At 68.4% G+C, this 15,940-nt stretch carries 12 protein-coding genes; 10 read left to right on the plus strand and 2 right to left on the minus strand.

Annotated elements, in window-relative coordinates; all coding sequences use genetic code 11:
* The 8 genes from AB0A74_RS00005 to AB0A74_RS00040 form a co-directional block, all read left to right on the plus strand.
* Positions 1–1,436, plus strand: a 1,436-nt coding sequence (locus AB0A74_RS00005; protein WP_358246637.1) for a ribonuclease domain-containing protein, incomplete at its 5' end; no start/stop codon positions are given.
* Complete coding sequence (locus AB0A74_RS00010) at positions 1,433–1,903, plus strand: barstar family protein (RefSeq protein ID WP_358246638.1); 471 nt, start codon at positions 1,433–1,435, stop codon at positions 1,901–1,903. The genes AB0A74_RS00005 and AB0A74_RS00010, both read left to right, overlap by 4 nt.
* Positions 1,904–3,791: 1,888 nt before the next feature.
* Positions 3,792–3,929 carry a hypothetical protein gene (locus AB0A74_RS00015; protein WP_358246639.1) on the plus strand — a complete coding sequence of 46 codons (138 nt, stop codon included), beginning with the start codon at positions 3,792–3,794 and terminating at the stop codon, positions 3,927–3,929.
* Positions 3,926–5,728: a hypothetical protein gene (locus AB0A74_RS00020; RefSeq protein WP_358246640.1), complete on the plus strand. Its 1,803-nt coding sequence runs from the start codon at positions 3,926–3,928 to the stop codon at positions 5,726–5,728. The genes AB0A74_RS00015 and AB0A74_RS00020 overlap by 4 nt, the downstream gene beginning before the upstream one ends.
* A 142-nt stretch (positions 5,729–5,870) precedes the next feature.
* Positions 5,871–6,383 (plus strand): DUF6884 domain-containing protein, encoded by a 513-nt coding sequence (locus AB0A74_RS00025; RefSeq protein WP_358246641.1) that lies wholly within the window; start codon positions 5,871–5,873, stop codon positions 6,381–6,383.
* A gap of 149 nt (positions 6,384–6,532) precedes the next feature.
* On the plus strand, positions 6,533–7,783 hold the full coding sequence (locus AB0A74_RS00030; RefSeq protein ID WP_358246642.1) for a hypothetical protein: 1,251 nt from the start codon (positions 6,533–6,535) through the stop codon (positions 7,781–7,783).
* Between the two features lie 236 nt (positions 7,784–8,019).
* A complete protein-coding gene (locus AB0A74_RS00035; protein WP_358246643.1) occupies positions 8,020–9,438 on the plus strand; it encodes a hypothetical protein in 1,419 nt (472 codons plus the stop codon).
* A gap of 250 nt (positions 9,439–9,688) precedes the next feature.
* The gene (locus AB0A74_RS00040) at positions 9,689–10,549 is read left to right on the plus strand and encodes a bifunctional DNA primase/polymerase (protein ID WP_358246644.1); all 861 of its coding nucleotides are present in this window, start codon (positions 9,689–9,691) and stop codon (positions 10,547–10,549) included.
* Between the two features lie 674 nt (positions 10,550–11,223).
* Here the strand turns inward: AB0A74_RS00040 and AB0A74_RS00045 are convergent.
* Positions 11,224–11,655 (minus strand): hypothetical protein, encoded by a 432-nt coding sequence (locus AB0A74_RS00045; protein ID WP_358246645.1) that lies wholly within the window; start codon positions 11,653–11,655, stop codon positions 11,224–11,226.
* An 885-nt stretch (positions 11,656–12,540) separates the two neighbouring features.
* Positions 12,541–13,248, minus strand: a complete 708-nt coding sequence (locus AB0A74_RS00050; protein ID WP_358246646.1) for a hypothetical protein — start codon at positions 13,246–13,248, stop codon at positions 12,541–12,543.
* Here AB0A74_RS00050 and AB0A74_RS00055 point away from each other — a divergent pair.
* Positions 13,223–15,490 (plus strand): hypothetical protein, encoded by a 2,268-nt coding sequence (locus tag AB0A74_RS00055; protein ID WP_358246647.1) that lies wholly within the window; start codon positions 13,223–13,225, stop codon positions 15,488–15,490. The genes AB0A74_RS00050 and AB0A74_RS00055 overlap by 26 nt on opposite strands.
* Positions 15,487–15,933, plus strand: coding sequence for a hypothetical protein (locus AB0A74_RS00060; RefSeq protein WP_358246648.1), 447 nt, complete (start codon positions 15,487–15,489; stop codon positions 15,931–15,933). Before AB0A74_RS00055 ends, AB0A74_RS00060 begins: the two co-directional genes overlap by 4 nt.
* Positions 15,934–15,940: the final 7 nt, after the last annotated feature.

The following is a 15,940-nucleotide window of genomic DNA, read 5'->3' on the forward strand; positions in this document are numbered from 1 at the left end:
CCGCCCACACCGCCGCCACCGCCCCCGACGCCGCCGCCGAAGCCGACCACTGGGCCACCCAAGCCGCTGCCAGCGCCGCCGAAGCCGACCAGTGGGCCGCCCAGGCCGCCGCCAGCGCCGACCAGGCCACCGCCAGCGCAGCCCAAGCCCGCGCGGCCGCCGCCACCGCCACCGCAGCAGCCGCCACTACCCAACACTGGGCTGACACCGCCGATGCCTCCGCCGCCCAAGCTGGCTACGCCGCAGCCACCGCCGCCCAACACGCCGCCCAAGCCCGCCACGCCGCCACCACCGCCCAAACCGACGCCGATCACATCGGCCACGCCTACGTCGACACCCTCCTCGCCGGCTACCAAGCCGAAGCCGCCGCCGCCGGGAAACAGGCCCTCACTCAAGTTCGCACCACCCTCGCCGACAGCCGCGAAGGCGTCGACAAACTCCGCGAAGGCCTCGTCGAATCACTGGAACAACACGGCGTCACCGACGACGTCCGCGCCGACCTCGAACACGCCCTGGCCACCGTCGAACACCTGCTACGCCTGATCGACCAGGTCCGCGACGGCAGCCTCGACGACATCCGCGCTCACCTCGACGAGATCCTGGCCATCACCGCCCAGGCCTCCCGCGCCCTGCCCACCTACCCCGAGGCCATCCCCGACGACGTCCGCAACGCCGCCCCCACCGTCCGCCAACAGTGGCTCTACCAACGCTGGCAAACCCTCGCCACCACCCCCGGCAAAGCCGCCACCGCCACCCGCTTCGGCGCCGCCTACTGCACCGAATACGCCGGCCGCGACAAAGTCTGCACCGACAACCCCGAAGCCTTCGCCGAACTCGTCCTCGAAGTCGGCCTCGCCTTCTTCCCCTACGGCCGACTCGCCAAACTCATCGGCGACATTGGCTACACCGCACTCGCCGGCCGCGGCCTATTCGGCCGGGCCCTCCAGGAAACAGCCGCCAGCAACGCCCTCCTCCCCGGAATACAGCTCGGGGCAAGCACAGGCTCAGCACTCGGCCTTCTTAAGCGCACTCAGGAGGCCGCAAGCGCCTCGCAGGACGCGGGCAGGTTGATTCCCGGAGCCGTCCTTGGTGACTCTACGAAGTTGACCGGCTGGAATCCCCAAATTCTTCCCGACGAGACGGTTCGCGTAATCCGAGATGTTGAACGATTCGGCGTCGAGGCGCAAGGCGCTGGAGAACAGTTCGCCGGGCCCAGCGTGTGGAAAGAATTTGCGAATGATGGAAGAAGTGGTGGATATCGGCTACCTTCAGTCGACTCGACGGGGCGTCGCATCTCATACCGAGAGCTTGGTACGGTACAGTCAGCCTCGAACCCGAGGCCCGGTGGGGAAAGAATTGTGACCGGGTCTGATGGCTCGATATACTACACCGGAACACACTATCAGACCTTTATCGTCGTTCGGAGTGGATCGTGATCCGAGATTCCTGGTGGACCAGCGCCTCGCCTTTCGTTCATGTGATCGCACGAAACGCTCCCGCATTGTCCTTGGATAAGAACCCGCCAGCGGGGCTCAACCACGTTGTAAGGGTTGACGGGGCCCTGATGTCCGATGAAGATCAGGTTTTCGAACAGCTGTCTGACGCGTACGGGTTTCCCTCCTACTTCGGGTGGAACTGGTCGGCACTGAACGACTGCCTGGGCGACCTCAACTGGATCAAGGCCGACAGCTACCTCCTCATCTGCAACAATGCAGAACGAATCCTGAAAGCTCACGACGACGAGTGGGAGACGCTTATCTCAACCCTAATCCGAGTGTCACGGAACTGGGCTAACCCACTCGGCAAGAGGTACGCAAAAGAGGTGCCTTTCAATACTATTATGCTGTGCGAAGCGGATGTGTCCGACGTGATGACCGCGAGGGTGTCCACAGTGCTAGAGTAAATGCACGGCAAGAGTGGTAGGGGTCACCGCGATTTGTTCGATAAAAGTGATCGGTAACCGTCTTTGATTATAGAGTAAGATTGAAGGTGGTGAATCGAGAACGAGGGCAAGGAGTGGTAGTGGACGGCATGGAAACCATTACCTAGATTCATATCGGCGACCACGTCACCACCACCACCGGAACCGGCGCCAAACACTTCGTCGACATCACCCTCGACACCGACATATGTTCGATTGGCGCGCGTTGGGCCGACCTACTCGGCGATGTCGTCGGCGAAGGGCAGGGGCACGTCTGCTTCCGGGATGCCGCGGGGCGAGTCCAGGTTCTCTGACGAACCCATCTCCGTAGTCGAGGGCGCGAACCTCCTGTAGGGCGCGGAACTTGGGCTTGTCGTTGTTGATGATGATCAGTTGGAACGGCCGTTCGAACCGTCCATCGCCGATGGTGTTGCGTGTTTGGAGGGCGTCGAGGAACTTCGGGTACACCTGCCGGGCCAGCTCCCGGTCCAGCGCAGCAGCAGTTCCACGTCCTTAACCACGGGTGGACGGCTGAGCGGAACCGGCCAGTCACCGAATCGGACGAAGATTAGGTAGAGCAGCGTAACGCCACACCTCACGATCATTCCGTGGAGGTCTAGCGTGAGCGATCGTCGCAGCTCAGCATGCCAGTGCCGAGGTTTTGACACCCCACGGCGCGTTGCACCCAATCAGCACGGTGTTGATCACGCAACGAACGCCTTCTGCTGGAGCGCTATTCCACCTCATCGTCGGCCGTGGCAAAGCGCGCCGCCGCCGGGTGACAGCGGGGTACCGGTGTTGGCAGCGGGCCTGACGTCGCCGCCCTTCAATACGTCGCGGACCCATCAGCCAACGAGTCGACGTTGACCGTGCCGACCTGATCCAGTCGGCCCAGCCTCCGCCGAAACCCGAGCCCGGCCGATCTCCGCAGACGAAGCGCGTTGAGCAGGGAAGTCCGCTGCACCGGGCCGGTAGTGCCGCCCCTGTTCGGCGGGGCGTGCGCACTCTGCGGCACCTCCGGGGAAGGGACAAGCCGCGAACTACACGCGGCTTGTCCCTTCCTCCGGCGGCACCGCCGTCCGTGCGCGCCCCGCCGAACAGGGGCGGCACCACCGATCCGATCCGGTGCCGCGGGTCGAATCGGCCTCGACGGAAGCGACGCCCGCCACGACTGACCGCGCCGCAACGACGACCGAGGTCACCGGTTCCGTGCTGGAGCAAGCCAGAGAGCGATCCCGCGTCGATCACGACGCAGTGAGGATGCCTCCGGGAAACCGCAGGACATGCGGTCGACGTGAAGGCGGGCAAGCAGATCACCCCTGTACGGCCTGACGCTCGCACGGTCCACCCGCGTAGCACGACGCGCCGGACGTGCCGCTAACGCGAAGCATCGAGGGACGTCCCACCGCGAGGGTTACACGAGGCCGACGAGGCACGGCTCGCCGAGTAGCCGAGCCCGCCCCCGATCAGACACCGACCCGATCGCGCAAAAGCGGTGCCCGCAGGCCGAACGCGCCAAGGCCAAAGACTCGATGCTGCCTGCGCGCGCACCACTGACGAGGTGCCGGCCGGCGACCGGTGACCACCCCGCGACGCCACTCTCCGCACCGATTTGTCCCGCTCGAACTCGCCCCATTCACCGCGCCGAACCGCCCGCGGCGCTCGGCTAATCGCTTTCACGTCGAACACCCGGTCAACGACCTCCCACGGGACCACGCCACGTGTCCCCACCTCACCGGCACCGCAGACGCCACTCGGGCGCGACCACAGCGGTCCCCACCCCATCAGCAGGCACGCACCGACCACGGCCCGTGCAGGCCATGGCCGCACTCACCCCTGGCCCCGGCCCCAACACGAGAGGAACATCTCCATGCCCGCCCTGCCCGACTACCACTTCGACCACGCACAACGGCTCGACCACCGCTGCCAGGCACGGGCGAGCAGGACCGCCACGGTCACGAAGCCCGGCGCCGACCGGGCCACGGTCGTCCTCCGCAGGCACTCATGACCGACGTCCTGTTCACCCTGCCCGATTTCCACGACGCGGACGCCGAGTGGATGGTGTGGGGCTACGGCATGGGCGCGGAATCGACGGCCGGGCTGGTGCGCACCCTGGAAGAGCCCGAGTTCCGTCCGCCGGAACTTCGCGACGACCTGTCCAACCTCGTCGTGCTCATCGCTCAGACCGGCGACGAGTGGAGTTCTCTGATCGCCTTGGTGGAGAAGTACGTACTTCCGTTGCTGCGGGACAGGAACGTACGCCTGGTCGAGGTCGCCCGAGCCCGGCCGCAGAACGGTGGCGGCATCGTCGTGCTCCAGGACACCCGCCAACCGCACCGGCTGCACGCCGACCCCGACGAGAACGACTTCTACGCCCTGAGCGAGGAACACCGCGTCAACGGGGTCCTGCCTCAGCGCGGTGGAACCCGGAAGTGTTCGCTGAAGGCCAAGGGCCACCCGTTGGACGTGTGGCGCTCCGCAGAGATCGGTGCCACCCGCTACCTGCACGCCATCGGCTTCAACGCCCAGGAGGAAAGCCGGATCGAGGGCGACAAGGCGATCACCCTCGGCGGGCGACGGCAACCGATCTACCCGATCCACGCCGCAGGCTGGTCACGGCAGCAGTGCCTGGAGTACCTATACGCGCGCTTCGGCATCACGTGGCACAAAAGCTTGTGTCGGCAATGCTGCTTCGTCTCACGCGCCGGGTGGCCCGAGCAACGCGAGCGGTTCGTCCGGCTGCCCGAGGAGGCCGCCAAGCACGTGGTCGACGAGTTCGTCGCCATCGCCCTCAACAAAGACGCCGCGCTGTTCGGCCCCGGCAACAGCCTCGCCGACAGGCTGCGCGCCGACGGAGTCCGCGAGGTACTCGACCTCGCGCACAACCACATCAAGCACGCACGGTGGTCGCTGTACCGAGTCCGCCGCATCTACTCCGGCCCCGGCCAAGCGTGGCGTTCGGTCCACGCAGTACACCACGGCGACCGCGTGGCCATGGAGCATCTCCTGGCCGACCTCGCTCACCGCATGGAGCTCACCCTGCGAGCCGAGGACGAGCACCCCCGACTGTGGCTGGCCGAGCGACAGCCCGACACCTATCCGGCGTTGGAGGAGTTCTACGTCGCGGCACCAGCCCAGGTTCGCGACAAGGCGCGCCCCGCCTTCCTCCAGCGCTGGTCCCGGCACGCCCCGCAGTCACTGACACTGCGGGAGGCCGACGCTATCGCGAGGGTCGCCGAGCTGACCCTGCACCCCGTGCTGCTGGCCCTGTGGAACGCCGCCGTCGCCTACCCACCGTCCAACACCGACCCGGACGCCCACGCCGCCCACCTCCACCGGGCAGCCGCAGCGCTGACCGCGACCGCGCTCACGCATCCAGGCAACACCGCCTCAGCCACCGCCGAAGCACAGGCCGCGGTGCTCCGGGATCGAGCACGCCACCTGTCCACTTCCGGCAGCCGAGAAGCACGACTGAGTCCCTGCCGGGCCTTGGCTCCCGCGAACCGCATAGGCGAACCCAACCTCGCCAGGGCCGAACCGGCCCGGCGATCGACCAGAGCAACAGGCCGTGATTTCCCGGTGAGGAGTCACGGATCACGCATCGGGCCGCCGCAGGTCCGGCGCGCTGAGGCGATGGTGCGCACTCTCCCCCTACTCGCGGGCGGGATGTCCAGCCACATCACGACCGAACATCCCGCCCGCGGCGTGACGCAGGAGCGCGCCCCACCACCCCGGTGGTCACCTCATCGTCGGCCCGGTACCCGCAACACGAGCCTGCGGCCGGGGATCACCCAAGACCGCACGTAAGCAAGAGCACCGCAATGCCCACAGGAACCCCTGACCTTCCGCCGCGTGGTGCCGACTCTCGCTGTCCGCGCGGTGGACACCCCCGACCGGCACGCCGCTATCGGCAGACGCCCGGCCCGGCCGAGAAAGGCGGATGAGACCCATGCCCGACACCGCACCGACCGATGTGCCGCGACAGTTGTTCGTGGTGCCGTGCGGCCGCGCCAAACTCGACATCCCGGCACCGGCCAGGCAGCTCTACACCGGGCCGATGTTCCGGTTCTGCCTCGCCGTCGTCGAGCAGGAAGCAGCTCTCGTCACTGAAGCAGGCATCCCCGCCAGAGTGTTGATCCTGTCGGCACGTCACGGACTGCTCGATCCCGATACGCAGATCGCACCTTACGAGCAGACGATGACGGCACCGGGAGCGGTCACCGCCCGGCGGTTGGCCGATAACTCGCGGCCCTCAACGCCGATCACAACTCCGAGATCATCGCCTTCCTGCCCGCGGCATACCTGGCCCGACTCCGCAACGCCGTCGAACTGGTCCAGCGACGCCCGGCACGCCATGCACCTACGCGACGCCTACGACGCAGCGCCCGGCATCGGCCACCAGCGGCGAATCCTGAGCCAGCTGCGCCTGTCACAGGCAGCTCGACGGCCTCGGCTTCGGTGAACACCGGACCCGATGCCACCACACCGAATCATCCCCTCGGCGCGGTCCAACAGGTCACAGCGAATCAACGCCCGTGCACCGATCCCCGGGTTCACGCCGCCGAACCGACTGGCCGAAAGTCGACCAACCCTACGAAGAAGGAGCCCTTCGTGTCTCTGACCAGCACCGTTCGCAACGCCACCTTCGACCACATGCTGCACATGGTCAAGGCCCAGCACGCAGCCAAGATCGACGTGGTCGCCCCGGCCACCGCGTTGCGGGCCCGCAACGGGGCGATCGAAGTGTCCGGCGTGGAGCCCGTCGTCGACGACCACGGGGTCACCCTGGTCGACGGGCTGTACGTGCCGACCGCCGCCGCGGACGCCACCATTGCCGCCAAGCTGAACATCGGCCAGAAGTACCTGCGCCGCCTGCGCACCGAGCGGCCCGATCTGTTCGACCTCAACATTAACGGGTTGCTGCACGGCAAGTCCAAGCGCACCGCCGCCGGCGCGACCAGCGTGATCCACCCGGCCGACCCGCGGTCGTTCCTGCTGAGGCTGTTCCGCGGCCAGGACGGCGAGCCGGGAGTGCTGCGCGCCATGCTGTCGGACCGGTTCGGAATGATCGACAACCTCGACCTGCTCACCGCCGTGCTCGATGGCATCCGTCAGGCCGATGTGCAGGTCGAGATCCGTTCCTGCGACCTGACCGACTCCTCCATGCACTGCAAGGTCTACTCGCCCGCCGTCGAGCGACTGGCACCGCGCTTCCTGGCCGGCTACCGCGACCCGTTCGCCGACCCCGGCCTGGCGGCCGACCGGCAGCGCGTCACCACCGACCTGGAAGCCGGACGTCGCATCGCCGCCGCCGAGGGCCTGGGGTACGAGCGCGGGACGGAGCCGGTCGTGTTCGCCGGATTCCGGTTCTCCAACTCCGAGATCGGCGCCGGGTCGGTGACCTTCAAGCCCGAGCTGTACGTGCGGATCTGCCGCAACGGCCTCACCCTGCCCGCGCTGGCCTTCCGCAAGGTGCACCTGGGGCAGAAGATGGAGGACGGCGCGGTGAGCTGGTCGCAGGACACGATCGCCAAGCAGTTGCACGTCATCGCGGCCCAGGCCCGCGACCACGTGCGACGGTGGTTGTCGCCGGAGTTCCTCGACCAGCAGGTGGAGTTGTTGGAACAGCAGGCCGGGGCACCGGTCACCGAGCCGCACTCCACCGTGCGGGTCCTGGGCCGGGAACTCGGCTTCACCGAGACCGAACGCGACGGCGTCCTGAGGCACTTCATCGCCGGAGGCCAGCCCACCGCGGCCGGCATCGCCCACGCGATCACCAGCTACAGCCAGACCGTGGCCGACCCGATCCGCGCCGACGCACTCGACGACCTCGCACTCCGCGCGATGACCCTGGCCAAGTAAACCAACCTTGTCGGCCGCAAGCCGGCCAACTCGACCACCGGGACCGCATCGATCGCAGGGCCGGCACGGGTCGGACGGCGGCTAGGCGGAACCGCGCACCTCCCAACCGGCCGTTATGTCGGCACTGCGATCACAGGCTCGAACACCAGCACACGCCACGCGAGCCGGCTTCCGGCTCGCGTACCGACACCACGCCCACCCGAACAACACCACCACGACAGAGAGCACTTCCAGCCGTGAACACCACACCCGACTTCGATCCCCTACCCGTCACCGACGCCCCACTGCCACTCCTGCAGCGACGCGCCCTGATTCGCGAGGCGTCCACGCCAGCACCGTGGACCAGCATCAGCGAAGTGCTGCGTGCCCTGCGCGACGCCACCCCGCCCACGCCGGACTACGGCACCACGTCCTGGGAAACCGGCAGAGCACGCACGCTGAGCATGATCGGCTCCGCCACCAACCTGCGCCTGTCGCCCACTGGACACCTGCTCAGCTTCACCGCGCGGTCCACCAGCGCCACCCGGCTCGGTCGACGCCACGTCGTCCACATCACCACCGCCACGCACCTTCCCCGATTCGCCGACCTCGCCGAGGGATGCGCCGACGCTCAGCACGCGGGCTTGGACTTGTCCGACGAGGCGTTCGCCGACTACATCGACGCGCTGGAACGACTGCCCGGCACCACCGGAACACCGGTCGACTGGAGCTTGCCCCCGCAACAGGTCCTGAAGCAGGTCGCCTCCTGGCGCGATCTACTGCAGGCGACCAGCACCAGCACCGAACCGGACCTGGCCACGGGAGCGCGGGCACTGCACACCGCGGCGATGCTGCATGCGCTGGCCGCCGCCCCCGCCCGCGACGCCGCGAGCCACAGCGTCGTCACCCTCGTACGCACGCTGCTGGACGGACCGCTGCCCTGGGTGCACGGCCGCAAACCCGAACCGTTCCTGCGCTCGATCAGCGCCGCGCTCGCCGAACTCAACGGCGGTCGCAAAACCGGACGCGGTGACCAGCGCCCCACCGAAACCCGCGTCGAGGATGGCGTATCCACCGCGGTCATCGTCGAAGCGACGCTGACCGCCCTGGCAGGACGACCGTGGCGGGCCGTCCACGTGCTGCGCGACCGCGCCCGGCAACTCGACGACGCCGATGCCTGGTACAACCCCGCCGACCGCGCCGCGACGCTACGCGAGCTGGCACTGTCACTGGCCGAGCTGTTCTCACCCGCGCCGACCGAACTCCAACTTCTGCGCCGCGTCGGACCCGGCGACGTCATCGCGTTCCTGAACCAACCCACCTGGGCACCGCCGGTGCGGGTCCTGCAGGTGACCGGTCCGGTGCAGTACCTGTCGCTGGGCACGGTCGCCGGCGCCGAACGCATCGTCATCCCGGTCAACGACATCACCACGCTGCCCGTACGCGGCAGCGGGCTCCTCATGGTCGACCCGAAAGCGCGCCACATCCCGCCGATCGATCTCACGATCACCGACGGCCTCCTCGCCCCACACCTGAAGGCGGGGCACGCCGCCACCGACCTGTGGGCGATCCTGCCGCCCACCGTCGCCGGAACCCACCACGACGACATCATCGCCCAGGTTCGCGCGCTGTCACACCGTGCCGTCCACGAATTCGACAACGCCGCCCGCCCCTGACCTCCAGTTCCCACCGTGCGAACCAGTGATCCTTTGCCAACACCGCGTTCGTTCAGCGCCCTGGCCGGTTCGATCGCGGCCCACCCATCCCACGCTCGGCACGCCGAGCCGCCATACCCGGACCAAGCCCGACAAGGCGCGGTCCGACGTCACGGACACCGATGCGAAGCACAGGAAGGCAAGACCCGACTTGAATCTCGTCAGCACAGCACGTACTCCGAGAACACGCGTACGCGCTCTACCGCGACTGATGCGCGTCGCGCTCGACGCCGCACGCGACGGCCACCACGTCATCCCGCTGTGGCCACGCAGCAAAGTCCCCAAGGACAAAGGATGGGAGTCGGCCGCCACCCGCGATCCGAACCGAATCCGCGCGATCTGGCGATCGCTGCCCTACAACGTCGGCATCGCCTGCCGTCCCAGCGGGCTGTACGTACTCGACCTGGACGACTCCCACGGCCACGAACCACCCCCCGACTGGGCAGGTGCGCGACACGGCCGCGACGTCCTGGCCCGCCTGGCCGACATCGCCGGCCACCCCTACCCGGCTAACACCTACACCATACGAACCCCGAACAACGGCCTACACCTGTACTTTCGGGCGCCCGCCGAACCGGAGCTGCGCAACACAGTCGGGCGCCTCGGCTGGCGTATCGACAGCCGAGGCGCGGGCGGTTTCGTCGTCGCCGCCGGATCCGTGAACACCACCGGCATTTACCGACCAGTCAACCACTCGCCAATCGCGGCACTACCACCATGGCTGGTGCCCTTGCTATTCCCACCCGAACCACCAAGGACACCCCGCGCACCACAGAGGACACCACGCCACCCGGCCGCCTACCTCGACGCCGTCGTCGCCGGCGAGGCCGACAAGGTGCGCACCGCCCCTCCCAGGCAGCGACACCACACCCTGCTGCGTGCCGCCGGCCGACTCGGGCGATGGGTCGGCGGCGGCGAACTCGACGAGCACCACGCCCGCGCGGTGTTGCACGCCGCTGCCGCCGAGCACAACGGAGTCGACGGCTGGAGCGTGCGCGAAGCCGAAGCGACCATCAGCGACGGGCTCGCCTGGGGCAGCGCCCGACCACGCAGCCTGACCGATCACCGCTGACCCGCCGGCTGCCTCTACACAGAAACCGTGCCGGCTTTCCAATTCGATGCCACCTGCTAGCGGTAGCCGCCCGGTTGGGAGCGGGCCCGCGGTCGTGAGGTGCGCCGCACCGTACAGGACCTTGGGCAAGGCGGCACACTACGCCACACCACACACTGCCCCTGTTCCGGCGGACGCACCTCACGACTGCGGCTACCCCAACACGCGATGGGTGCAACACATTGACAAACCCGACCAGACTCGACGTCGGGTCTCAGACGAGGGCGTGGTCCACCTCTGGCCCGCCGACGCACAGCACCTCTTGCATGTCCACGCATCACGCTTATGGACTGTGGCAACGAAATCCGGGGAAGCCGTAGTCGCGATTGATCACGCATTCCGCCGCCCGCGGTTTGGATTGGCTGCCTCACACCTAAGCGGCAGTGTCTGTCGCAGCCGGCACCGGACGCGAAGGTCCGGTGCGGGTGTTGCTCGACCGCGCGGATTGTGCTGGCTCCGTCGCGCTCGGTGAGCGTACACGCGTCGATGGATATCGCACAGGTTGCGTGACTGCCCTGTTGCGCGTCGGCGGCGAATGCGTCCATGCTGACGGTGGCTGGCCTGCTTATGCCTGCATCGCGCTCGAGGGGCCTTCCGACCGACCGTATCGGACGCGACGCCGGGGCAGCCCCCGGTTAGGTCGACACCAAGCCGTCGCCGTGCGGCACGAAGTCGAATCGCTCACCCGTGACGTCGTAGGGCACGACATAGCCGTATACCCCGTCATCGTCCCACCTCGGCAGGTTTCTGGCCGCGACCCACAGCGTGGGCGATGCCTTGTCGTCCAGGAACCCGGCCTCGCCGTGGACGTTCACCGACCGGCCCCGCAACGTTGCATGGTCCACGTCGTCCACCTGTAGCGCGGCGCCCCCTACACCCGCGCGCATGACCAGTCCCCTGACCGTGGAGTCCATCACCATGATCAGGAGGCGGTTCCACACGCTTATCGGCACCGGCCGGGCCATCGGCATCGCATGGCGGGTGTAAAGGAAGTTCCCGGTCCTCGCGTTGGCCAGCACCTCCCAGCATTCTTGGAGGCTCAGCGTCCCGGGCCCGACGTCGTTCACTGCGCCCCCTCCTGGGATGAGATGACCAATGATCCTCGCCGCCTGTGGCTCCCGGTAGGTGCGAAAGACCCTGCTTCGTCGTTGCGACTGCTCCGTTCCTGGCCGTCAAGCAGATCACCGTCGGATGTGGCCACGACGTGCTATTCGCCTCGGTGAGGTGGCGTCTCCGCGTGGGGCGCGTCCGCACTGTTGACACCGCACCACGGCGACGGTGTGCACCTTCCGGGGCGGGGACAGTACCTGGAGTTCCGCCCTTCGGCCCGGACCAGATCGATGACTTGACAAGCGCAGCGGCGCGGCATGCCCGGCTGCTCGCGACCGTCACCACACCGCCGGCCGGCAGCGCGCCCGCCGTGAGGGCGGCGACCATCGGTTGCCCTCGCCCCACGTCGGGGTCATCACGACACGGGTGATCCGCCACCCGTCGCCCGCGCGCACCACGTCGAATGCGTAGGTGTCGCCCGACCTCCTCAGCGGGAGCCGAAGTCGGCCTCTTTCGGTGCGTGGCCTGGAACGAGGCCGTGCACACGGCGGTATCGCGCTCCGCAAACCCTGGTCACGCGCTTGGCCGCCGAAGTTCGAACCGTCACTGGCCACGACCAGGCGTTTCTTGCGGCGTGACCGCGATCGGCACCGGCTGAGGCACGGACGGACGCTGTAGCTGGTCGTTCGCCTGCCGGCGTTCGACGCCCTGTTCCGCCGTGTACCGGGGTTCCACCGGCTTTGTACCGCCGTTGCAACGGCCGATGTGATCGTCCTCGCTCAGGAGTCCGGAGACCTGAGGGAGGAGCGACATGGAGGAGTTCGGCACCAGGCCGCAGGGGGTCGCGGCGTGGGGGAGTCCGTCGTGACTTCCAAGGGGAGGGTGATGCGGCAGGCGGCGCTCTATGCCGCCTCGGGTGGATTGTTGACCTTGGCCTTCGGCGCGTTCGGTGCCCAGGAGGCGGAGGCCGCGCCGAAGCAGGGCAACACCACGTCACGGCCGGCTGCAGCGAAACCCAAGCCCAAGCAGGCACCCAAGAAGAAGGCCGCCCCGGCGAGGAAGGCGCCCGCGAAGGCCAAGAAGCCCGTCGCCAAGCCGAAGTCCGCGCCGAAGCCCAGGCCCACCGCCAAGCCCAGGTCCGCCGCCAAGCCGAAGCCGCCACCCAAACGGAGCCCAGCACGCAAGCCGAGGGCGGTTCCGAAACCGAAGGCCGCTTCCCCGCCGAAGGCCACGCCCAAGCCGGCACCCAAGCCCGCCGCCAAGCCGAAGCCGGCACCCAAGCCGAGGGCGGTCCCGAAGCCGCCACCGCCCAAGCCGCCGCAGGCGTCGAAGCGCAAGCCGACACCGCCTGCGCCGAACCCCTCGCGGTCGAGGGCACAGCGACCGGCGCAACCGCCCCGAGCCGTGAATCCACCGAGAGTCACACCGCCCCGGGTCGTGAAGCCGCCGAGGGTTGCGCCGCCGCGGGTTGTGAAGCCGCCGCGGATACGGTCGGTGCTCAAGCCGGCCAACACCAAGGCCGTGGTCGGCAACCCGGCCAAGCGGTCCACGGCCGCGGTTCCGCCCGCGCCACGTCCACTCGTCGTGTCGAAGCCGATCGGCGTCACCACACCGCAGGTCCCCCGGGGCGGCCCACGCGACGAGGCGGTGCGTCGGAATGCGGCCAAGGCGACGAAGTCCAAGCCGGCCACCGGCAAGCCCTTGGCGCAACGGGTGCCGTCACCGCTGGCGAACCCCAGGCCGGGCACCATGCCGCAGTCGTTGCGGTTAGCCGAGGCGGCGGCGCAAAAGGAGTCGCAGACGGCGCGTGAGTATGCGGCTCGTCGTAAGGCGATGGATGACCTTCAGCGTACGGCGGCCGGTCGTGCGGCGTATGCGGAGTCGCAGCGTCCGAGCGGGCAGAAGCCCACTGTTCGGCCTGCGCCCAAGCCGACTGTGGTCACCCACACGCCGGCCCAGCCCTCCGTCTCGCAGTCGCTGCACATGGCGGAGGCGGCGGCGCAGAAGGAGTCGCAGACCGCGCGTGAGTACGCGGCTCGCCGTAAGGCGATGGATGACCTCCAGCGTACGGCGGCCGGTCGTGCGGCGTATGCGGAGTCGCAGCGTCCGAGCGGGCAGAAGCCCACCATTCGGCCCGCGCCCAAGCCGACCGTGGTCACCCACACGCCGGCCCAGCCCGCCGTCTCGCAGTCGCTGCGCATGGCGGAGGCGGCGGCGCAGAAGGAGTCGCAGACGGCGCGTGAGTATGCGGCTCGCCGCAAGGCGATGGAAGACCTCCAGCGCACCGCGGCCGGCCGTGCCGCGTACGCGGAGTCGCAGCGTGGTGGGGCGCCGGGAACGGCCGCGCGGAAGGCCAAGCGTGACCTGGAGATGCAGATCGCCCAGGGCATGGTGGACTACCACGACGCCATCGCGGGACGTCCGGTCGGCCAGCGCGACGCCCAGATCGTGGAGAAGGTCGACGACAAGCACACGCGGGTCACCAACGCGCGCACCGGCCAGTCGGCGGTGCTCGACATGCCGCTCAGCGGCTACCTGCACCCGACGTCCAAGTCGGTCGAGGCCGACATGAACACGGTCGTCAACGGCGAACCCGTCACGCAGCGCCAGACGCTGAAGGTCGAGGACTGGCGCAAGCCCCGCGATCCCCGCCACGCCGGCGTCTCGATCGGCGAGACCGCCGACGGTCGGACGGTCGCGGTGTCGCAGGGCAACCTCGCTCCGCAGGTGAAGGACCAGTTGCGGGACAGCTGGATGCTCGGACCGGAGCACGGTAAGTCCACTTCGGACGGTCGCACGGTCACGGTCTTCCAGCGCAAGCAGCAGATCGAGCACAACACCGAGGACCTCGGCAAGCAGTGGGGCGAGTCGGTCAAGGACGGGAAGCTGCGGCCCGGTGAACTGGGTCAGGCCGTCGCCGGATCGGCCGCCCTGGCCTCGGACTTCGCCCTGGGCATGGGCGGGACCAACGTCTACGGCACCGGCAAGGACTGCCTGGGCAGCGGCAAGAACTGCGGCGACTTCGCCGCCGAGGCCGGGCTCATGGCGGTCGGCGCCACACCCCTCAAGGGCGTGAACCTGGCGCGCCCCGCCGTCTCCGCCGCGACCCGGGGCGGGTCGGCCGCCGTCCGTGCCGAGAGGGCCGCGGAGAAGGCCGCCGAGAACGCTTCCCGGACGCGTCGGTCGTCAGCACCGCGGGACCGGAAGCAGACCGAAACACCGTCCCGCCCGTCGCCGACCCCCGAGAACCCGCGCACCTCACCGACCCGCGAGAACCCGCAGCGCACCTCACCCGACCGCCCGGTCGCGGAACCCCTGCGCGCGTCACCCGACGCGCCGAGGACGTCCCCGAACCGCGACCCACTGCAGACACCACGGGCCACCCCGCGCACCCCGTCACGGAACGCCGCCCCGGACAACGCGCCCAACCGCCCGAGTCCCAGGGCCTCGAAGGATCCCGTGAAGCCGCTCGATGTCGGGACGTACGCGGATCTCAAGAAACGCGAGCGGGTCGGCGACGGGCTGGAGCACGACCACATCCCGTCCTCGGCCGCGCTCAAGAAGGCCAGGGAGAAGCAACTCAACCGCAAACTGACCAAGGAGGAGGCTCGGGAGATCCACCGGCAGGGGGTCGCGATCGAGGTGCCGAAAGAGGTGCACGCCAGAAGTGAGACGTTCCGCGGTAGGAACACGCCGGAGCGGATCGAGATCGACGCGTCGGATCTCACCGCGGCGGCGGAGAGGGACTATGCTGCGGCCCGCAGGAACCTCATCGATCACGGCTACTCGCCCGAGTTCATCGAAGCGGCCATTGACCTGATGCGCCAGCTGAATCGGAGGAGAGGGATATGACCACGATCACCGGTGAGATGGCCGTGATGTTGGACGTGCTGGGGAACCGCCAGGGCGACGATCGCATCCTCGACGCGATCGCCCTCGTGGGCCCCCGGATGGAGGTCGAGGAGTTCGATTTCGACGGCGAGAAGTCGACGTACTTCACCTTCAAGCCGGCCGGAACGGAGTTGCTCTTCGAAGACGACGTCCTGGTTTCGATCATGGTGCGCACGCAGCGAGACGACCAGGACGAAACCTACGGTGTCTACCCGCGGCCGAGCGCGCTCGTGGAGGGATTGTCGCCCACTGCCACCCGAGCTGAAGTCGCGGCATTCCTGGGTCGTCCGGAACGCGTCGGACCGAATTTCGACCGGTACGAGGTCAACGAACGTTACCTGTACTTCGAATTCGATCCGGACGGCCGGGTGACCAGGCTTTCCGCACTGCTCGAACCGGTCTGAACGGGCA

The organism is Saccharothrix sp. NPDC042600 (assembly GCF_040647305.1).
Lineage (GTDB): Bacteria > Actinomycetota > Actinomycetes > Mycobacteriales > Pseudonocardiaceae > Actinosynnema > Actinosynnema mutabilis.